This is a genomic window from Dactylosporangium sp. NPDC051087 (genome assembly GCF_055586325.1).
Window position 1 is genome coordinate 150,845 of the sequence record NZ_JBVJIJ010000015.1, and the last position, 18,879, is coordinate 169,723.

Here is an 18,879-nt window from a genome sequence, read left to right on the forward strand (position 1 = left end):
AGTGTCGCCGTGGACGATTTCCCGGTTGCCTGGCGCAAGGTCTTCATCCCGCGGCGAAACGGCGCACCCGGGCCGGCACTGAAGCACGACGCTTCGAAGGGCACCGCGCTGGTGGCCTCGGCGGCTCCTGTGATCCAGTCCCGGCTGGAGCATCCTGACAGCGATCCCGGGCTCGTCGCGGCCGCCCGTGCCTATCTCGCAGACCCCTCGTCCGGCCCGGTCGCGGGCGCGGGGGTCGTCGCCGCCCTGGTGGCGGACTATCTGCCGTGGAAGGACCTGAGCCGCACGGCGCAGCTGGCCGACCTGTGGATCGCGTCGCGCGGTGTCGTGTTCGCCGCCGCGGCCGCCGTGGAGGCGGTCGGCCTGGACACCGGCGGCCATCGGCAGCACGGCCGGCAGGTCCCGCCCCGGCTCACGTGGCGCGCCGGCAGCGCCTGGGGCTATTTCCCGCACTGGGTGGCGCTCGCCGGGCGGGTCCGGGCCGCCCTCGCCGTCGCGTCCGACGACGACTATTCCGCCGCGGTCGCGATGCTCGCCGAGCACCGGGCGGGATCGCAGCAGCGGCGGGCGGCCACGTCCTTCCTCGTCCCGACACAGCGCGCATGGGTCGAGCACGACTGCGCCGAGCTGGCCGGCTCCACCGATCGTTCGCTGGGCAAACTGCTGTGGTCGTCGGTCTCCACCGCCGACCAGCTGGCCCAGGTCGCCCCAGCCGGCGCATGGTGGCTCGGCTACGACGTCGAGTCCCTCGCGACCGTCGTCGACGGCGTCGGCACCGCCGTCATCCCGCTCATCGTCGCCCGGCTCGACGGCGACCTCGTCGCCGACGTCCAGCAGCGGTTCCTGGGCGCCCTCGCCCTCTTCCCGACCGACGAGGCGCTCGGGGCGCTGATAGACCGCCTCGACCGCAAATACGTGCCGCTCGCCGCGCTGGACGCCGCCCGCCGCTTCCCCGAGCGCGCGCTGCGGCTGCTCGCCGCCTCCGACAGCCGCGCCGCGCGGGAGCTGCTGCGGGTCCACGTCCTCGCCGACCGGGACCTCGCCGCCGTGGTCGCCGCCGCATTGCCGCCGGCGTCGCGCGAGCGGGTCGAGGCGATCCTGACCGACCAGAGCGCCGTGCCCGAAGCCCCACCGTCGGCGCTGCCGCCGCTGCTGGTCACGCCGCCGTGGTCCAAGGGCCGCACACAGACCCGCCCGCCGGTCGTGCCCGGCCTCACGTTCACCGCCCCACCCTTGCTGGTCTGGGCACCCGGCGAGCAGGACGCGTGGGCGGCGATGCGCGCGCCCAACGCGAAGTGGTGGGAGCTCGAGACGCCGATCGGGACGGCGCTCGAGCACTACCGGGCCGGCCACCTGCAGGGCCATCATGAGGTCACCCTCATGCGCACCGCCCCCGACGACGTCGTCGCCGCGCTCCTGCCGGACTGGCGCCCCAGGCGGATCTGGGACGCGCCGCAATGGTTCCCGCAGCTTGCCGCCCGCTTCGGGCTCGCGGCACTGCCGGCCGCCCTGCACCTGGCCACGAAGGACCCCGCGGGCTGCACGGGGCTGCTGCTGCCGTTCGCCGGTCCCGAGGTCGCCACCCACATGGCGCGTTCGCTGGTCAAGCTGAAGTCGCTGCGCGCCGTCGTCCTCGCCTGGCTCGACCGGCACCCGGCATACGTGGCGTCGGCGCTGACCCCCGCGGCGGTCGGCCCGGCGGGACCCGCGCGGAAGGCCGCCGAGGAGGCGCTGCGACTGGTCGCGGTCCGGCACCGCTCCTCGGTCCTCGCCGCCGGCGACGCGCACGGCCCCGCCGCGAAGGCCGCGCTGGAGACGCTGCTCGGCGGCAGCACCCTCGACGTCCTGCCGGCCAAGATGCCCTCGCTGCCGCCCTGGGCCGACCCGAGCCTCATGCCGCGCATCCTGCTCAAGGACCGCTCCGCGGCGCTCGGCGACGAGCCGACCCGGCACCTGTGCACGATGCTGGCCATCTCCCGCCAGGGCGAGATCTATGCCGGCGTGCCCCTGGTCGTCGACGAGCTCGACCGGCGGTCGCTCGCCGAGTTCGCGTGGGCGATGTTCACCCAGTGGCAGTCGGTCGGCGCCCCGCCGAAGGAGCCGTGGCCACTGGTCTCGCTGCAGTGGCTCGGCGACGACGACACGGTCCGGCGGCTGTCCCCGGTGATCCGCGCCTGGCCCGGCGAGGGCGGCCACGCCAAGGCCGTCACCGGCCTCGACGTCCTGGCCGGCATCGGCTCAGACCTCGCGCTGACACATCTGAGCGGCATCGCGCAGAAGGCCAAGTTCAAGGGCCTGAAGGACAGGGCCACGGACAAGGTCGCGGAGGTCGCCGCCGCCCTGGACCTGACCGCGGAGCAGCTCGCCGACCGCCTCGTGCCCGACCTCGGCCTCGACGCTTCCGGCTCCCTGCTGCTGGACTATGGGCCGCGCCAGTTCGTGGTCGGCTTCGACGAGCAGCTCAAGCCCTTCGTCCTGGACGCACCCCCGACCGGCACGGCGACCTCGACGTCTTCGCCGGGCGGGCACGGTGCGTCCGACGCGGCGACCTCAGCGTCCGACGCGGCGGCTTCAACGTCCGGAGCGACGGTTCCAGCGTCCGACGAGGCGGCTTCAGCGGGCGACGCGGCGGCTTCAGCGGGCGAGCACGGTGCGGCCGGTGCGGCGGCTTCGCCCGGCGGGGGCGGTGCGGGGCGTGGGCGTGGAGCGGGCGGTGGGCGGCGGAAGGAGCTGCCGAAGCCGGGGGTGCGGGACGACCAGGAGCTGGCGCCCGCGGCCTATCAGCGCTACAGCGCCCTGAAGAAGGACGTCCGCACCATCGCCGGCGACCAGATCCGCCGCCTGGAGACGGCGATGGTGACCCAGCGGCGGTGGACGGCGTCGTCGTTCCAGGACCATATCGTGGCGCACCCGTTGCTGCGGCACATCGCCCGGCGCCTGGTGTGGACCGCCGACACCGACGGCGGCGCCCCCGTGGCATTCCGGGTGGCGGAGGACGGCACGTTCGCCGACGTCGACGACGACACCTTCACCCTGCCGCCCACCGCGCTCGTCGGCCTCGCCCACCCCCGGCTGCTCGGCACGCACCTGCCCGCCTGGGCGGAGGTGTTCGCCGACTACGAGATCCTGCAGCCGTTCGCCCAGCTGAGCCGCCAGGTCCACACGCTCACCGCGGCCGAGAAGGCAGCACCGGGCCTGGCCAGGTTCGCCGGACTGAAGGCACCGACGAAGACCCTCCTCGGCCTCGAACGCCGCGGCTGGCACCGCGGCGAGCCACAGGACGCCGGCGTGCAGTGCTGGATCTGGCGCCCCACCGGCGACGGCCGCGCCATCGTCATCGACCTCAACCCCGGCATCCCGATCGGCGCCCACGACATCTTCAGCGAACAGGAGATCACCACCGTCTGGCTCAACGACCACCCCTGGGGCACCTGGCATCCGCGCCACCCGACCCGCACGTTCGGCGCCCTCGACGACGTCACCGCCTCGGAAATGCTCCGCGACCTGACCGACATCCTCACGCCGTAGCCTGCCCACCTCCCCCGGCCACCGCCCCCCGGCCACCGCCCCAGCACCACAGTCCAACGCCCGCTCGGCCCTGCACCGACAAGGCCCAGCACCACCGCCGAGCGCCACGCGACCCGGCACAGCGCCCTGACGCAGCACGACCCACCGGCCAGCGGCCGTCCGCGGAGGTGTCCACCACTGACATCGCACCACCGTCGAGCACCGCGCGGCACCGCACCACGGTCCAACGCCGCGCGGCTCGGCACCACCATCAAGCACCCGCGCGACCCAGCACCAAGCCCTGACGCCGCGCGAACCGGCACCATGCCCTGACGCCACGCGAACCGGCACAGCGCCCTGACGCAGCACGACCCACCGGGCAGCGGCCGTCCGCGGAGGTGCCCACCACTGACATCGCACCACCGTCGAGCGCCGCGCGGCACCGCACCACGGTCCAACGCCGCGCGGCTCGGCACCACCATCGAGCACCCGCGCGACCCGGCCCCACGCCCTGACGCCGCGCGGCCGAGCACCACCGTCGAGCACCACGCGGCCGAGCACCACCGTCGAGCACCACGCGGTCAAGCACCACGTCGAGCACCGCGCGGGCAAAGCACCACCGTCCAGCCCAAGGTCCTGCGGAACGGCGTCGCACGGTCGTGCACCACGGTCCACCGCCGCGGTCCAACCATGCGGTCAAATCTGCAGTCCAACGCGGCGGTTCACCAGCGCGCGGCTCGGCCGTGGATGGCTCGGTAGTGGGCGAGATCCGGATCGACGCTGCCACGCGCGGAGCGGCTGTGCACGGAGCAGCGGCGGACTGTGCACGCAATCGGGCGGGTGCGACAGCCATGCCCGGAACAATCGCGAGGGTCGACGGCAGACGAACAACGGATCGGCGCCACGGCACGCAGAGCAGTGAAGCCGGAACAACGACACGCGGGACGGCCGGGCACGGAAACACCGCGGACTCGACAGCAGCGGACGAGACGGCCGCGCACGGGGAACAACCGCCACCTCATCAATTGGTGGAGCGACGGAGCAGGTCAGCGCCGCGCGGGACGGCCGAGCCCTGGACGACGGCGTAACCCTGATCCGAAAAGAGTGAGCGCAAACGATGCACCGCAAACAAAAAGCCGCAAAATGGGTCTCAGAAGCGGATGACGCGGCCCACCCGGGGCGGGGTACGGCCAGCGAGGACGTCGAGCCAGGCGGCGCGCAGCGCCTCTGGGCCTTCGCCGGTCTCGACGTCGACCCAGTCCCGGACCACGGCCGCGAAGCGCTGCCACGCCTCGGCGAAGCGCTGTTCGAGCCCGTCGCGGCCCCAGTCGGCACCGCGCTTGCGCATCTGGTCGGGGGCGAAGAACACCTCGCCGGCGGCGAGTGCGTTGGGGACCTGGCTGGTGAGGCCGACGGCGACGTCCCGGACCAGCGACGGGCCCAAGTGCGACCGGATCGCGGCCCGGGTGGCCGAGGCGCCGGACAGGTCGAGGTAGGCGGCGGGTTCGACGTCGAGCGTGGCGATGCCGGAGTACGGCACGACCCGGTCGTAGCAGCCGAGGGACTCGGTGAAGGCGACGTTCCCCGGCGACGTCAGGCCGATCAGGCGCGGGCCGCGGCCGCGCAGCTCGAATGCGGCGGCGTACGCGGTCTTGCTCGACGCCGACGAGAACAACAGTGAGGTCGCGCCGTAGCAGTCGTTGTCGAGGAACCGGTCGGCGAGCATGAACGAGGTGAAGAACAGCGGCCGGAACAGGACCAGCAGGTCTTCCTGGTCGGCGCGGTGGACAGGGTCGCCGGTCGTCAGCCGGTACGCGTTGTACGGCGACGGCAGCGAGGCGCGGTGCGGGGAGCCGTCGCGGAAGCCGGTGCCGTCGACGCGGACGGGCCGCACGACGAGGTGGCTGGCCGGCGGCAGGTAGCCGTAGACGCGTTGTCCGGCCTCGACGCCCGGTACCGTCGACGCCACCACCGACGCGAAGCCCCACAGCGGCACCAGGCCCAGGCCCGGGGAGGTCGGGAAGAACTGCCAGTAGCGCATCGCGTCGCCGAGGACCGCGTAGGTGACGTTGTTGGCGGTCATCCCGACCAGGTCCACCCGGAGCAACGCCTCGCCGCCGGCGAGGGAGGCGGAGGCAGCGGAGGCGGCCGAAGGGTCCGGATCCGAGGACAGCGTCGTGCGGGCGAGGTCGTCACGGGCCACGGCAAGCGTCCAACCTGACATGGCGCGACGGTAGCAACGAAACGGCGGGGCGGCGGGTGACATGTGCCATCCCGCCGCCCGGAAAGGGACTCCGTGGGGGCGCGGTGAGACCAACTACACGAAGCGCCAGAGGTGGTCGTTGGTGCCGTTGTCGTCCCAGATGAGGACCTGGGCACCCTGCGCGGTCGACGCGCCGTTGACGCCGAGGACCCGTCCACCGTTGGCGGCCTGGATCCGGAAGTAGCCTCCTGTGCCGTACCGCAGCCGCCAGCGACGATCGGCGGACGACGTGTCCGCGAGTTGGACGGCTCGGGCGCCGTTGCCGGTGCCGGCGTTCTCGACGCCGAGGACGAGGCCGCTGTTGGCGTTGCGGAGCCGGAGGTAGCCGCCGGAGTCGGCGACGGCGGTCCACAGGTGGTCGGCGGTGCCGGTGTCGCCCCACTGCAGGACCAGCGCGCCGCTCGCGGTGGACATGTCGGTGACGCCGAGGACGAGGCCGCTGCCCAGGTTCTGGATGCGGCGGGCGCCGCCCGGCAGCAGGCGCCACAGGTTGTCGGTGCTGCCGTCGTCGGCGGCCTGCACGGCCTGGCCGCCGTTGGCGGTGGAGTTGTTCAGGATGCCCAGGACCAGGCCGCTGTTGACGTTGCGGAGCTTGTGGTTGCCGTCGCCGTTGTCGACGATCGTCCAGCGGTGGTCGGCGGTGCCGTTGTCGGCCCACTGCAGGGCGACGGCGTTGACCGCGGTCGACATGTTCTGGATGCCGAGCACCCGGGCGCTGTTGAGGTTGCGCAGGCGGACGGCGGTGCCGTCGACGACGAGCTCCCAGTTGTGGTCGGGGGTGCCGTTGTCCGTCCACTGCAGCGCGAGCCCGCCGTCGGCGGTGGACATGTTCTGGATGCCGAGGACCAGGCCGCTGGCGGCGTTGACGAGGCGGTAGTTCGACCCCGAGGCGGCGCCGTTCGCGCTCCAGTAGACGGTGTAGTTGTAGCCGTGCGCGTCCTGGAACGGGTTGAGCGCGACGGTCGCGCCGCCGGCGGTGGCGGTGAAGGCGAGCGACCCGCTGCCGGTGCGGGTGACCGACGACGTGGTGAGCGCGGGCAGCGCGGACAGGGTCGTGTTGCCGTAGTTGCCGGCGAGGACGACCGGGCCGTAGGTGACGGCGACGACGTTGGCGTTGTCGTTGGCGGGGCGGACCGCGACGGCCATCGGCAGCCGCACGGTGACCGTGTCGCCGGAGGTCCACGACCGGGTCAGCGACGCGTACGTGCCGGGCGTGGTCGCGATGCCCTGCGCGGTGCCGTTGACGCTGACCGTCGCCCCCGAGGTCCACGACGGGATGCGGATCCGCATGGTCCAGGAGCCGCTGACGCTGCCGGTGACCTGCAGCGTGGTGGTGTCGCTCACCGGGTACGTGGTGGTCTGGGTGACCGTGATCCCGCGCTGCGACCAGGTCAGCACCGACGGCGTGAACAGGTTCACGGTCAGCGTGGTGCCGTTGTGGAAGTAGATGGACTCCATCAGCTTCGTGTTGGTCTCCACGCCGGTGCCCTGGCAGCACCAGAAGCTGTCGTAGTCGGTGCTCCACGTGCCGCCGCCCCAGGCGGGGCCGACGCCGCGCCGCCCGCCGGGCCGCAGGGGCGTGAAGTAGGTGACGTGGCCGTGGCTGTCGGCGGGGTTCTGCGCGCCGATGAGATGGTTGAGCAGGGTGCGCTCGTAGAAGTCGAAGTAGCCGGCGTTGCCCGGGTCGAGCAGCCAGAGCTCTTTCGTCAGTTTCAGCATGTTGTACGAGTTGCACTGCTCGCACGTGTCGTTGGTCAGGAATCCGGCGATCGCGTTCGGGCCGCGGAAGTGCTCGGCCTGGCTGTTGCCGCCGATGACGTAGGTGTGCGCGCCGACGGTGATGTTCCAGGCGTTGACGGCGATGTCGCGGTAGCGGGTGGTGCCGGTGGCCTTGTACTCGCGGGCGGCGCCGATCCACTTCGGCACCTGCGTGTTGGCGTGCAGCCCGTTGAGCTGATCGGAGTTCGAGGCCAGGGGGTTGAAGACCGCGGCGTGGTCGAAACGTTGCGCCGCGGTGAGCCATCTGCTGTCGCCGGTCTGCTGGTACAGGTCGGCGAGGACCGCGTTCATGCCGCCGAACTCGACGTTCAGCGTGGTCTGCTGCTGCGCGGCGCTGAGCCGGCCGGTGCGCCAGTCGACCCAGCCGGCGAGGGCGAGGAGCACGTCGCGGGCCTGGGTCGTGCCGATCAGCCGCCACACGTCGAGCAGGCCCGCGAGGGTCTTGTGGATGCAGTACCAGGGGACGTTGCCGTTGCTCAGGGTGCCCGCTTCCAGGGCGGTGAAGTCGGACTCCGGGAAGCCGGACAGGTAGCCGGTGCTGAAGCCGGCGGTGGCGTTGTTGGCCTGGCAGGCCGCGAGGGCGGCGACCATGGCGTTGGCCTTGTCCCGGCAGGTGGTGTCGCCGAGGACGGCGTAGGCCTGGGCCCACGCGGTGAGCAGGTGGCCCTGCATGTGGGTGCGGAACGGGAAGGTCGGCGCGTCCCAGCCGCCGGTCGCGGCGGCGCCGCCGGTGGACAGCCGGTGGTTGGCCCGGAAGTTGTAGACGAGCCGGTTGACGTCGACGAACCGCAGGTACGCGAGGGTGCGGTTCTGGTTGTCCAGCCAGCGGCCGGTGGTCAGCCGCACCTGCCCGAGGTCGAACGCGTAGGCGGAGACGCCGATGTCGGCGCGGGCCGGGGCGAGGGCGGCGCCGGCGGCGGTGACCTCGCCGATCAGGGGCGCGGCCGCGGTGGCCGCGGCGACGGCGCCGGTGGTCTGCAGCAGCCGGCGGCGGCTGAGGTGGTGGGCCATGGGGGTGTGGTCCTCTCAGGCGTGTTAGCGCTCACATCAACGGCGGGGAGTGTTAGCGCTCACATGTTTCGGCAGAGCGTGCCAGAGAAGCCCCGGCAGTTCAAGAGGAACTACAGTTGTAGTTCTAGGCACTACCATCGTAGTATCCGGGCATGGGAAGCCGCCGCGAAGACCTGCTCGACGCCGCCATCACGGTGCTCGGGGAGCGGGGCATCCACGCGCTCACCCACCGCGCCGTCGACACGGCCGCGGGACTGCCGACCGGCTCCACGTCCAACCACTTCCGCACCCGGGACGCGCTGCTCGACGCGGTCGTCGAGCGGTTCGCCGCCCGCGAGCGCGCCGACTGGGAGGACATCGCGTCCCGGGTGGCACCCACCACCCCGCTCGAGCTGGCCCGGGCGCTGACCGAGTTCGCGCACCGGCAGACCGGGCCGCAGCGCACGCTCACCCTGGCGCGGCACGTGATCCTCGTCGAGGCCGCGATCCGCCCTTCGCTGCGCGCCCAGCTCCTCGCCACCGGCGGCCGGGTCAACGCCTGGTTCCTCAACTGGATCCGCACCGCCGGCTCGGCCGACCCCGGGCGCGACGCGCCGATCATCATGAACCACTGGACCGGCGTCGTGCTGCACCAGCTCGCCGTGCCGGACCCGGCCTTCGACCCGTCCGCGCAGATCACCGCGCTCGTCACCACCGTCATCCGTCCCCGCGCCGCGGAGGTGCCGGCATCATGAACCGTGACCGGATCCGGCTCGCCATCGACGCCCAGCGCACGGCCGTCGCCGCGCTGCTGGGGACCCTGACCGACGAGCAGTGGCGGCAGCCGTCGCTGTGCGAGGGCTGGACGGTCCGCGACGTCGCCGCGCACCTGACGCTGCAGGAGATGGGACCCGCCGCCGCGCTCGGGATGCTGCGGCACTGGCGCGGCAGCATGGACCGGACCATCCAGCACGCGGCCGTCCGGCGCGCCGCCGCGCTCACCACCGCGCAGATCGTCGCCGGCGTCCGCGGTGCCGCCGGATCCCGCAGGCACAACTTCGGCGTCACCCACCTGGAGACGCTCACCGACATCCTCGTGCACGGCCAGGACATCGCGGTGCCGCTCGGCCGGCAGCTGGACACGCCGGTGGACGCGGCGGCGATCGCGGCCACCCGGATGCTGACGATGAAATTTCCACCACCGCTGCCGTCGGTGAAGCGGGTCGCGGGGTTCCGGCTCACCGCCACCGACACGTCGTGGACGGCCGGCGAGGGCCCGCAGGTGCGGGCGCCGATGGCGGCGCTGCTCCTGCTCGTCTGCGGGCGCCTGACCGCGCTGCCGCAGCTGTCCGGCGACGGCGCCGCCGCCCTCACCGAACGCCTCAGCTTTTGAGGCCGGCCGCTTCCGCCATGTGCCGGGCGTACCAGGCGGGCCAGTTCTCGTCGGCGTGGCCCAGCTCCTGCTCGTGCCGGCCGTGTGCCGCCGCCGCGTCGCGCAGCGCCTGTTCGAGCTCGCCCACGGAGCCGTAGATGGCGTGGTCGACCCGGCCCGGCAGCCGACGGGTGATCTCCTGCAGGACGAACAGGTTGCCGTCCGGGTCGGTGAACGAGGCGAACGACGCGTAGGACTGCCGCTGCGGGTCCGGTCCCGGCACCCGCGCCTCGTCGCCCGCGTGGTGGAACACGCCGCCCGCGTCGTGGAACACCTCGCTGACGGCCACCCCACGGGCCGCCAGTTCCTTCTGCGCGGCGACCACGTCGTCGACGACCATGTGCACGCCCCGCGCGGAGCCGGGCGCGGCGTCGGTGACCCGGCTGCCGAAGATGATCGACGTGGTCGACCCCGGCGGGGTGACCTGCACGACCCGGAAGCCACCCTCGCCGGAGAAGTCGGCGTCCTCCCGGAAGCCGAGCCCGCGGTAGAACGCCTTCGCCCGGTCGACGTCGGCGACCGGCAGCACGACGATCTCAATCTTCAGGTCCACCATGGGCGGCTCACTGCCCATTCCGGGGCACATCTACCGTCCCCCACCCGACCGGGCGCGCCGTATTGTGGGGCATTGACGGGGAGGATGGTCGTATGTCGATGCTCAAGGGTGCGAACCTGCCGGTGCAGGCGCCGGTGGTCCGGGCAGTGCTGGGATGGCAGACCGGGCCCGGGGTGCCCGACGCCGACGGGTCGGCGTTGCTGCTGGTCAGCAACAAGGTCCGCAACGACGACGACTTCGTCTTCTACAACCAGCCCGCGCATCCGGCCGGCGCGGTCCGGCACGAGGGCAAGACCACCAGTGGCAGCCTGGTCACGGACACGGTGTTCGTCGACCTGAGCCGGGTCGAGCCGGCGGTGGAGCGCATCGTCCTGGCCGCGTCCGCCGACGGCGGGACGTTCGGCAAGGTCCCCGGCCTGCACATCCGGCTCCTGGACGCGGCGACGGGCGCCGAGGTCGCGCGCTTCGACAGCCCCGGTGCCACGACCGAGACGGCGTTCATTTTCGGCGAGTTGTACCGGCGAGCCGGCCAGTGGAAGTTCCGCGCGGTCGGCCAGGGCTACGACTCGGGCCTGGCGGGCCTGGCCCGCGACTTCGGCATCTCCGTCGACGACGCGCCCGCACCGGCACCCGCACCGGCACCCGCACCGGCACCCGCACCGGCGGCCACGCAGGGGTGGCCGTCGGTGACCGTGACCGGCCCGAACGGGCAGCCGCAGCAGATCGGGCTGCCCGCCACCGTCCCCCCGCCGGTCGCCCCGCCGCCCATGGCCCCGCCGGTGCCGCCCGCCGCGGTCCCGCCACCGCCGGTCTCGTATCCCGCCCCTCCGATGGCCCCTCCGGTCGCGCCCCACGCCGCCCCCATGGCACCGCCGGCCGCGCCGATGGCCCCGCCCACGTCGAACCTGCCGATGGCCCCGCCGGCGCCGACCGGGCCGGTGCGGTTGTCCAAGGTCACGCTCACCAAGCAGGCGCCGACGGTGTCCCTCGCCAAGCAGGGCGGCTCGTCGGGTGCGATGCGGGTCAACCTCAACTGGAGCATGCGGTCGCTCGGCAAGCGCGGCCTGTTCGGCAAGCAGAAGACGGCCCACCTGCCGGACCTGGACCTCGACCTGTGCTGCCTGTGGGAGCTCGTCGACGGCCGCAAGGGCATCGTCCACCCGCTCGACAACATGTTCGGGCAGCTCAACGACGCGCCGTACATCATGCTCGACGGCGACGACCGCACCGGCGCCAACGAGGCCGGCGAGAACCTGACGATCAACCTCGACCACACGGCGAAGTTCCGCCGGATCCTCATCTACGCCAACATCTACGACGGCGCCGACTCGTTCGCCGGGCTCGACGCGGTCGCGACCCTGTATCCGCAGCACGGCGCCCCGATCGAGATGCGGCTCGACGAGTGCACGGTGATGTCGCGGGCCGGTGTCCTGTTCCTCATCGAGAACATCAACGGCGAGCTCGTCGTGCGGCGCGAGTCGCGCTACATCATCCCGGCGCCCGGCCAGTTCCGGAACCAGGCCGTCGACCTCGCCTACAACTGGGGTCTGGAGTGGGTCGCCGCGGCGCCCAAGACCTGACGGTCACATGACGACGACGAGCTTGCCGGTCGTGTGCCGGCGCTCGAAGTCGACGCATGCCCGCGCGCCCTCCTCCAGGGTGTAGCGGCGGCCGACCGTCGCCCGGAGGCCGTCCTCGGCGAGCTCGCGCACGCCGCCGTGGGCGCCCTCCATGTCGAGGACGAACCTGAGCTCGACGTCGTCGCGGCCGATCCCGGCCTGCTCCGGCACCGGATACGTGATGGTGAGCAGGCGCCCGCCGGGCCGGACCGCGGCGGCGACGCCGGTGAGCCGGTCGCCGGGCAGGGTGAGGTTGAAGGCCGCGTCGACGCCCTCCGGGTAGCCGGTGTAGCCGATGACGTCCGTGGCGCCGAGCCGCCGGACGAGGTCGGCGTCCTCGGCCGTGGCGGTCGCGACGACGCTCGCCCCCGCGGCGGCGAGCAGCGGCAGGAGGGTCGTGCCGACGCCGCCGGTCGCCCCGACCACCAGGACCCGCTCGCCGGGGTGCACCCCGGCGGTGGCCATCAGCGCGCGGGCGGCCAGCCCGGCGGTGGGCAGCGCCGCGGCCTGCTCGACCGGCAGTCCCGCGGGTCGGTGCGCGACGAACGGCGTGTCCGCCTCGACGACCGTGAACTCGGCGAAGGCGCCGGTGCTCATCGACGGCCGCGGGCCGAGCATGGCGCGGATCGCCCGCGGCGCGGCGAAGCCGAAGATCTCGTCGCCCTCGGCGTAGCCGGTCACGCCCGGCCCGACCTCGGTGACCGTGCCGGCGAAGTCGTTGCCCGGTACGTGCGGAAACGACAGCGCGGCGAAGTCCCGGAACCGGCCGCCTGGGATGACGATGTCGCCGGGGTTGACCGAGGCGGCGGCGACGCGCACCAGGAGCTGCCCCGGTCCCGGCCTGGGCACCGGAAGGTCGCCCACCGTGTACTGCTCCGGTGGGCCGTAGTCACCGACGACGACTGCGCGCACTGCGCCTCCCCTAAACGGACCGGTCGGTCATGTTCTGCGTCGAGGCTGCCATAAACGGACCGCGCGGTCAACTTGTAGGATGGGCGTCATGACGACCGGCCGGCCCCTGCGCGCCGACGCCGCGCGCAACCGGGCGTCACTGCTGGCGGCCGCCGCCGACGAGTTCGCCGAGCGGGGGCTGGACGCCTCCGTCGCCGACATCGCGCGCCGGGCGGGCGTCGGCAAGGGCACCGTGTTCCGGCACTTCGCGACGAAGGACGAGCTGATCGCGGCGATCGTGCTCGACCGGGTCGGCGAGCTCACGACCGCCGGCGAGCGGCTCCGCGACGCGGCCGATCCGGGCGCCGCGCTGCTGGAGTTCCTGACTATTGCCGCGCATCAGCGGCAGCAGCGTGACCTGTCGTTCCTGCACGGCGCGGGCGACGTCGATCCGGCGGTGACCGAGGCCCGCGACCGGATGCACCGCACCGTCGACGACCTGGTCGCCCGGGCGCGCGAGCACGGCGCGCTGCGCGACGACGTCACCGGCACCGACGTCGTCCTGCTGATGTGCGCGCCGAACTACGTGGCGAGCTACGCGCCGGGCGCGTCACCGGACCTGTGGCGGCGCTATCTCGGCATCCTGTTCGACGGGCTCCGCCCGCAGGGCGCCCACCCGCTCCCCGAGCCACCGCCCGCCGCGCTCTGAGCCGCCCGGTGTCCGTCACGCAGATGCGGCCCGATTGAGACCAGAGTCTCGCGGAAGCGAGCCCGATGGGCGGTTTCGGGCGGCAGGTGCGGCAGGCTACCGTGACCGCGTGACCGTGTTCCGGATCAGTGAAGCGGCCGAGCTGCTGGGCGTCAGCGTGGACACGGTCCGGCGCTGGGTCGATGCCGGCCGGCTGCCCGCCACCCGGGACGAGCACGGCCACCGCCTGGTCGACGGCGTCGACCTCGCCCAGTTCGTCCGGGCGCAGAGCACCGAGCCGGACGGCCGGGCCGAGGAGTCCTCGGCGCGCAACCGGCTGCGCGGCATCGTCACCGCGGTCGTCAAGGACACGGTCATGGCACAGGTCGACATCCAGGCGGGCCCGTTCCGGATCGTGTCGCTGATGAGCCGGGAGGCCGTCGACGAGCTCGACCTGCAGGTCGGGTCGGTGGCCATCGCAGTGATCAAATCGACCACGGTCGTGGTGGAGCGTTCCACCCCGTCCGTTGTGCACAAGGGGAGGACCAGCTCGTGAGAGCCCGTTGGATACATGTCCCATTGGCCGCGATCGTCGCCGTGGCCGTCAGCGCCTGCGGCAGCGGCTCGGACACCGCGACCACACCACCGGCGACGAGCGGCGCCAGCAGCGCCGCCGCCGCGAAGGTGACCGGCACCGTGACGGTGTTCGCGGCCGCGTCGCTGACGGAGTCGTTCACCAAGCTCGGCAAGGAGTTCGAGGCAGCCAACCCGGGCTCCACCGTCAAGTTCAACTTCGCCGGCAGCTCCGCCCTCGCGACGCAGATCAACCAGGGCGCGCCCGCCGACGTGTTCGCGTCCGCGGCGCCGGCCAACATGAAGACCGTCACCGACGCGGGCGGCGGCGAGGGCACCGCGACCACGTTCGTGAAGAACCAGCTGGTCATCGCCGTGGCGAAGGGCAACCCGAAGGGCATCAAGTCCCTGACGGACCTGACGCAGCCCGGCATCAAGGTCGCCCTGTGCGCCGAGCAGGTGCCGTGCGGCGCCGCCGCGAAGAAGGCCATCGAGGCCGCCAAGGCCAAGGTGACCCCGGTGACCCTGGAGCAGGACGTCAAGGGCGCGCTGTCGAAGGTGAAGCTGGGCGAGGTCGACGCGGCACTGGTCTACCGCACGGACGCCAAGGCCGCCGCGACGGACGTCGACGGCGTCGAGTTCCCCGAGTCGGCCGGCGCGATCAACGACTACCCGATCATCGTGCTGAAGAAGGCCCCGAACAAGGCCGGTGCCGAGGCGTTCGTCGCCTACATCCTGTCCGACAAGGGCAAGACGGTGCTCACCGAGGCCGGATTCCAGGCACCGTAGGACCATGCCGATCGTGAAGGACGCAGGGGCCGCCGCGCCCCTGCGTCACCGTGTCCCGGCCGGGCTGCTGGTGCCGGCCGGGCTGGGGCTGCTGTTCCTGGTCCTGCCGCTGCTCGGGCTGCTGGTGCGGGCACCCTGGTCGACGCTGCCGCAGCGGATGACGGAGCCCGGCGTGCTGACCGCGCTGCTGCTGTCGCTGCAGTGCGCCACCCTCGCGACCCTGCTGTGCCTGCTGCTCGGCGTGCCGCTCGCGTGGCTGCTCGCCCGGGCCGAGTTCCCCGGCCGGCGCCTCGTCCGGGCGCTGGTCACCGTCCCGCTCGTCCTGCCGCCGGTCGTCGGCGGCGTGGCGCTGCTGCTCGTCTTCGGCCGGCGCGGCCTGCTCGGCGAGTGGCTGGACACCACGTTCGGGATCACGCTGCCCTTCACCACGACCGGCGTCGTCATCGCCGAGGCGTTCGTCGCGATGCCGTTCCTCATCATCGCCGTCGAGGGGGCGCTGCGCGGCGCCGACAGCCGCTACGAGGAGGCCGCCGCGACCCTCGGCGCGGGCCGGTGGACCACGTTCACGCACGTGACGCTGCCGCTCGTCGCGCCCGGCGTCGCCGCGGGCGCGATCCTGTGCTGGGCGCGGGCGCTCGGCGAGTTCGGCGCCACCATCACGTTCGCCGGCAACTACCCCGGCACGACCCAGACGATGCCGCTGGCCGTGTACCTCGCCCTGGAGACCGACCTGGACGCCGCGATCGTGCTCAGCCTGATCCTGCTCACCGTGTCCGTCGGCATCCTCGCCGGCCTCCGCGACCGCTGGATCACCAGCCCATGACCGCGCCCGAGGTCCAGCTGGGCAAGCCGGACGGCGAGGCGTTCGTGGACGCGCACGTCGTCGTCGACCGGGGGGCGTTCCGCCTCGACGTCCAGTTGCGGATCGACCCGGGGCAGGTCGTGGCGCTGCTCGGGCCGAACGGCGCCGGGAAGACCACCGCCCTGCGCGCCCTGGCCGGGCTGCAGCCGCTCACCGCCGGGCACGTCACCGTCGACGGCGCCGACCTCGACCGGCCCGACCGGCGCCGGTTCACGCCACCGGAGCGGCGGCCGATCGGCGTCGTGTTCCAGGACTACCTGCTGTTCCCGCACCTGTCGGCGCTGGACAACGTCGCGTTCGGCCCGCGCCGGCACGGGGCCGACCGGCGCGCCGCGCGTGAGGAGGCCGCCGGCTGGCTCGCCCGGGTCGGGCTCGCCGAGCACGCCCGGCGCAAGCCCCGCCAGCTGTCCGGCGGCCAGGCGCAGCGGGTCGCGTTGGCGCGGGCGCTGGCGGTACACCCGGCGCTGCTGCTGCTGGACGAGCCGCTCGCCGCCCTGGACGCCCGGACCAGGCTCGACACCCGGGCCGAGCTGCAACGGCATCTCGCCGAGCACGCCGGCGCCGCGCTGCTCGTCACCCACGACCCGCTCGACGCGCTGGTGCTCGCGGACCGGCTGGTCATCGTCGAGGACGGCCGGGTCGTGCAGGAGGGCGACGCCGCCACGATCACCGCGCGCCCCCGCACCGACTACGTCGCCCGGCTCGTCGGCCTCAACCTGTACCGCGGGCGCGCCGACGGCCACACCGTCCACCTCGCCGGAGGGTTCAGCCTCGAGGCCGCCGACCGGCACGACGGCGACGCGTTCGTCGTGTTCCGCCCGTCCGCGGTCGCCCTGCACCCGAGCCGCCCGGACGGCAGCCCGCGCAACACGTGGAGCGCGACGGTCTCCGGTGTCCAGCGGCACGGCGACAACCTGCGCATCCAGCTCACCGGCCCGGTCACCGCCGCCGCCGACGTCACCCCGGCCGCCGCCGCGCACCTGCAGCTGTCCCCCGGCCAGCAGGTGTGGGCGGCGGTCAAGGCGGCGGAGACCCACGCGTATCCCGCCTGACCGGACCGCGACCACAGCGCGGGCGTGGCAGGATCCGGCGCATGCAGCCGGTCCTGCCACCCGACGTCGCCGAGCGCGTCGCCGCCGCCACCCGCATCGTCGTGTTCACCGGGGCGGGGATGTCGGCGCAGAGCGGGGTGCCGACGTTCCGCGACGACCTGACCGGCCTGTGGTCCCGGTTCGACGCCCACCAGCTCGCCACGCCCGAGGCGTTCCACGCCGACCCGGACCTCGTCTGGGGCTGGTACGAGTGGCGCCGCGCCCGCGTCCGCAAAGCCTCCCCGAACGCCGGGCATCTGGCCGCGGCGGCCCTGCAGGAGCTGGTCCCCGGCACGGTCATCGTCACCCAGAACGTCGACGACCTGCACGAGCGGGCCGGTTCGCGGGCGCCGGTCCACCTGCACGGCAGCCTGTTCGCGCCCCGCTGCATCGGCACCGGCGCCCACCCGTTCGCGGCACCGGACCCCGAAGCCGGGGACACAGGGGCCGGGGACACGGGGGCCGGGGACACGGGGGCCGGGGACACGGGCCGGATCCCGCCGCCGCGCTGCGACGTGTGCCGCGCGCTGGTCCGGCCCGGCGTGGTGTGGTTCGGCGAGGCGCTGCCGAGCGCCGCGCTGGCCGCCGCCGTGGAGGCCGCCGTCGGCTGCGACGTGCTGCTGACGGTCGGCACGTCCGGGGTGGTGTACCCGGCGGCCGAGCTCCCCCGGCTGGCCGCCCGCGCCGGCGCCACCGTCATCCAGGTGAACCCGGAGCCGACCCAGCTCGACGTGGTCTGCACCGTCAACCTGCGCGGCACCGCGGCCGAGCTGCTGCCGGCGATCGTCGAGGCGGTCAGCGGCGCCGGCCGGTGACCTTCGAGCCGGGCAGCCGGCCGGCCCGGGCGGTGCCCGTCAGCGTGTCGCCGTCGACGGTCAGGTCGAAGGCGAGGTTGAGGCGCATCGGCCTGGTGACGGCCTGCCGCCAGGTGATCCGGTCGCCGTCGAGGGTGACGTCGGTGAGCGGGACCTCCTCGCCGGCGCCGGCGGCCGTGCCGGTCAGGACGCCGCCCTCCCGCCGGATCACGGTGGTGGCGTCGATCCGCCCGATGGGCGTGGCGATGACGAGGTCCCAGGTGCCTTCCGCGGACATGGCGGGCCCTTTCACAAGTCGGTGGGCGGCGGCCCGGCGGCGCGCCACACGGTGCCGCGCCGTTCGTGGGCGAACAGTTCCTCGACGGCGTGCGCGATCCGCGGGCCGACCTCGCGTTCCAGCAGGTACAGGGCGAGATCCAGGCCGGACGTCACGCCGGCGCCGCTGACGAAGTCACCGTCGTCGACGACCCGGGCGCGGACCGCGGTGACCCCGGTGGCGTCGAGCAGGTCCAGGCCCAGGTGATGGGTGGTGGCGTGGCGGCCCTCCAGCAGGCCGGCGAGGGCGTACACGAGCGAGCCGCCGCACACCGCGGCCGTCGTCACCGACGGGTTGTCCATCGCCGCCTTCAGCAGCGCGGGCAGCTCGGTGGTGAGGGTGCGGCCCAGCAGGACGGGGACGAAGTCGTCGCCCTCGCCCGCGTCGAGGTCGGGCTCCCCGACGCGGCCGGAGGCGCCCGGGACGAGGACGAGACCGGCGCGGCCCGGGTCGAGCGCGGCGGTGGCCCGCAGCGCGAGCCCGCCCGTGCCGCTGACCACCTCGCGTGGCCCTTCCGCCGACACCAGCTCGACGGTGACGGCACCGCCGGAGGCGGCCCCGCCCGCGTGCAGCACCTCGTACGGTGCGATGACGTCCAACGGGTCGAAGCCGTCGAACAGGACTATCTGCGCGTGCATGCCGCTCACGCTAAGCGGGTCCGCGGACGGGCCCCAGTGGCATTCGTGACCACTTCCAACGGGAAATCGC

Annotated in this window: 15 protein-coding genes and 1 pseudogene; 10 read left to right on the forward strand and 6 right to left on the reverse strand. The window is 73.5% G+C overall.

What is annotated here, in order from left to right:
• The first annotated feature begins 9 nt into the window (after window positions 1-9).
• The gene (locus tag ACZ6TV_RS28045; RefSeq protein WP_465300263.1) at window positions 10-3,528 is read left to right on the forward strand and encodes a DUF4132 domain-containing protein; all 3,519 of its coding nucleotides are present in this window, start codon (window positions 10-12) and stop codon (window positions 3,526-3,528) included.
• Window positions 3,529-4,657: 1,129 nt separating this feature from the next.
• Here ACZ6TV_RS28045 and ACZ6TV_RS28050 read toward each other — a convergent pair.
• Window positions 4,658-5,731, reverse strand: coding sequence for a DUF2855 family protein (locus ACZ6TV_RS28050; protein WP_465300264.1), 1,074 nt, complete (start codon window positions 5,729-5,731; stop codon window positions 4,658-4,660).
• Window positions 5,732-5,824: 93 nt separating this feature from the next.
• Window positions 5,825-8,560 carry a beta-L-arabinofuranosidase domain-containing protein gene (locus tag ACZ6TV_RS28055; RefSeq protein WP_465300266.1) on the reverse strand — a complete coding sequence of 912 codons (2,736 nt, stop codon included), beginning with the start codon at window positions 8,558-8,560 and terminating at the stop codon, window positions 5,825-5,827.
• A gap of 152 nt (window positions 8,561-8,712) precedes the next feature.
• Between ACZ6TV_RS28055 and ACZ6TV_RS28060 the strand changes: the two genes are divergently transcribed.
• Together ACZ6TV_RS28060 and ACZ6TV_RS28065 are read left to right on the forward strand one after the other, a co-directional pair.
• Window positions 8,713-9,294 (forward strand): TetR/AcrR family transcriptional regulator, encoded by a 582-nt coding sequence (locus ACZ6TV_RS28060; protein ID WP_465300267.1) that lies wholly within the window; start codon window positions 8,713-8,715, stop codon window positions 9,292-9,294.
• Complete coding sequence (locus ACZ6TV_RS28065; RefSeq protein WP_465300268.1) at window positions 9,291-9,932, forward strand: maleylpyruvate isomerase family mycothiol-dependent enzyme; 642 nt, start codon at window positions 9,291-9,293, stop codon at window positions 9,930-9,932. The genes ACZ6TV_RS28060 and ACZ6TV_RS28065 overlap by 4 nt, the downstream gene beginning before the upstream one ends.
• On the opposite strand, the gene ACZ6TV_RS28070 is transcribed toward ACZ6TV_RS28065, so the two are convergent.
• On the reverse strand, window positions 9,922-10,527 hold the full coding sequence (locus ACZ6TV_RS28070) for a VOC family protein (protein ID WP_465300269.1): 606 nt from the start codon (window positions 10,525-10,527) through the stop codon (window positions 9,922-9,924). The two genes, ACZ6TV_RS28065 and ACZ6TV_RS28070, sit on opposite strands and share 11 nt — an antisense overlap.
• A gap of 92 nt (window positions 10,528-10,619) precedes the next feature.
• Here ACZ6TV_RS28070 and ACZ6TV_RS28075 point away from each other — a divergent pair, with 92 nt between their 5' ends.
• Entirely contained in the window at window positions 10,620-12,107 is a 1,488-nt protein-coding gene (locus ACZ6TV_RS28075) for a TerD family protein (RefSeq protein WP_465300270.1), read from the forward strand.
• 3 nt (window positions 12,108-12,110) lie between these two features.
• Here the strand turns inward: ACZ6TV_RS28075 and ACZ6TV_RS28080 are convergent, their stop codons facing one another.
• Window positions 12,111-13,058, reverse strand: a complete 948-nt coding sequence (locus ACZ6TV_RS28080; protein WP_465300271.1) for an NADP-dependent oxidoreductase — start codon at window positions 13,056-13,058, stop codon at window positions 12,111-12,113.
• Window positions 13,059-13,146: 88 nt separating this feature from the next.
• On the opposite strand from ACZ6TV_RS28080, the gene ACZ6TV_RS28085 reads away from it, so the two are divergent.
• The 6 genes from ACZ6TV_RS28085 to ACZ6TV_RS28110 all read left to right on the forward strand — a co-directional run bounded on the left by ACZ6TV_RS28085 (window position 13,147) and on the right by ACZ6TV_RS28110 (window position 17,855).
• The gene (locus ACZ6TV_RS28085; protein ID WP_465300272.1) at window positions 13,147-13,746 is read left to right on the forward strand and encodes a TetR/AcrR family transcriptional regulator; all 600 of its coding nucleotides are present in this window, start codon (window positions 13,147-13,149) and stop codon (window positions 13,744-13,746) included.
• A 109-nt stretch (window positions 13,747-13,855) separates the two neighbouring features.
• On the forward strand, window positions 13,856-14,281 hold the full coding sequence (locus ACZ6TV_RS28090) for a TOBE domain-containing protein (protein WP_465300273.1): 426 nt from the start codon (window positions 13,856-13,858) through the stop codon (window positions 14,279-14,281).
• Window positions 14,278-15,087 (forward strand): molybdate ABC transporter substrate-binding protein, encoded by an 810-nt coding sequence (gene modA / locus ACZ6TV_RS28095; protein WP_465300274.1) that lies wholly within the window; start codon window positions 14,278-14,280, stop codon window positions 15,085-15,087. Before ACZ6TV_RS28090 ends, modA begins: the two co-directional genes overlap by 4 nt.
• A gap of 13 nt (window positions 15,088-15,100) precedes the next feature.
• Entirely contained in the window at window positions 15,101-15,910 is an 810-nt protein-coding gene (locus ACZ6TV_RS28100) for an ABC transporter permease (RefSeq protein ID WP_465300275.1), read from the forward strand.
• On the forward strand, window positions 15,907-17,001 hold the full coding sequence (locus ACZ6TV_RS28105) for an ABC transporter ATP-binding protein (protein WP_465300276.1): 1,095 nt from the start codon (window positions 15,907-15,909) through the stop codon (window positions 16,999-17,001). The genes ACZ6TV_RS28100 and ACZ6TV_RS28105 overlap by 4 nt, the downstream gene beginning before the upstream one ends.
• Before the next feature lie 41 nt (window positions 17,002-17,042).
• Window positions 17,043-17,855: an SIR2 family NAD-dependent protein deacylase gene (locus tag ACZ6TV_RS28110; protein WP_465300277.1), complete on the forward strand. Its 813-nt coding sequence runs from the start codon at window positions 17,043-17,045 to the stop codon at window positions 17,853-17,855.
• Here ACZ6TV_RS28110 and ACZ6TV_RS28115 read toward each other — a convergent pair.
• Together ACZ6TV_RS28115 and ACZ6TV_RS28120 are read right to left on the reverse strand one after the other, a co-directional pair.
• Window positions 17,836-18,132, reverse strand: coding sequence for a hypothetical protein (locus ACZ6TV_RS28115; protein ID WP_465300278.1), 297 nt, complete (start codon window positions 18,130-18,132; stop codon window positions 17,836-17,838). The genes ACZ6TV_RS28110 and ACZ6TV_RS28115 overlap by 20 nt on opposite strands.
• Window positions 18,122-18,809: pseudogene (locus ACZ6TV_RS28120) on the reverse strand (DJ-1/PfpI family protein); the annotation flags it as partial. The pseudogene ACZ6TV_RS28120 and the gene ACZ6TV_RS28115, both read right to left, overlap by 11 nt.
• Window positions 18,810-18,879: the final 70 nt, after the last annotated feature.

Excerpts from the sequence above, each read along its gene's own strand:
- ACZ6TV_RS28050 (WP_465300264.1), bottom strand. The coding sequence starts at position 5,731 with ATGTCAGGTTGGACGCTTGCCGTGGCCCGTGACGACCTCGCCCGCACG.
- ACZ6TV_RS28055 (WP_465300266.1), bottom strand. The coding sequence starts at position 8,560 with ATGGCCCACCACCTCAGCCGCCGCCGGCTGCTGCAGACCACCGGCGCC.
- ACZ6TV_RS28060 (WP_465300267.1), top strand. The coding sequence starts at position 8,713 with ATGGGAAGCCGCCGCGAAGACCTGCTCGACGCCGCCATCACGGTGCTC.
- ACZ6TV_RS28065 (WP_465300268.1), top strand. The coding sequence starts at position 9,291 with ATGAACCGTGACCGGATCCGGCTCGCCATCGACGCCCAGCGCACGGCC.
- ACZ6TV_RS28070 (WP_465300269.1), bottom strand. The coding sequence starts at position 10,527 with ATGGTGGACCTGAAGATTGAGATCGTCGTGCTGCCGGTCGCCGACGTC.
- ACZ6TV_RS28075 (WP_465300270.1), top strand. The coding sequence starts at position 10,620 with ATGTCGATGCTCAAGGGTGCGAACCTGCCGGTGCAGGCGCCGGTGGTC.
- ACZ6TV_RS28085 (WP_465300272.1), top strand. The coding sequence starts at position 13,147 with ATGACGACCGGCCGGCCCCTGCGCGCCGACGCCGCGCGCAACCGGGCG.
- ACZ6TV_RS28105 (WP_465300276.1), top strand. The coding sequence starts at position 15,907 with ATGACCGCGCCCGAGGTCCAGCTGGGCAAGCCGGACGGCGAGGCGTTC.
- ACZ6TV_RS28110 (WP_465300277.1), top strand. The coding sequence starts at position 17,043 with ATGCAGCCGGTCCTGCCACCCGACGTCGCCGAGCGCGTCGCCGCCGCC.
- ACZ6TV_RS28115 (WP_465300278.1), bottom strand. The coding sequence starts at position 18,132 with ATGTCCGCGGAAGGCACCTGGGACCTCGTCATCGCCACGCCCATCGGG.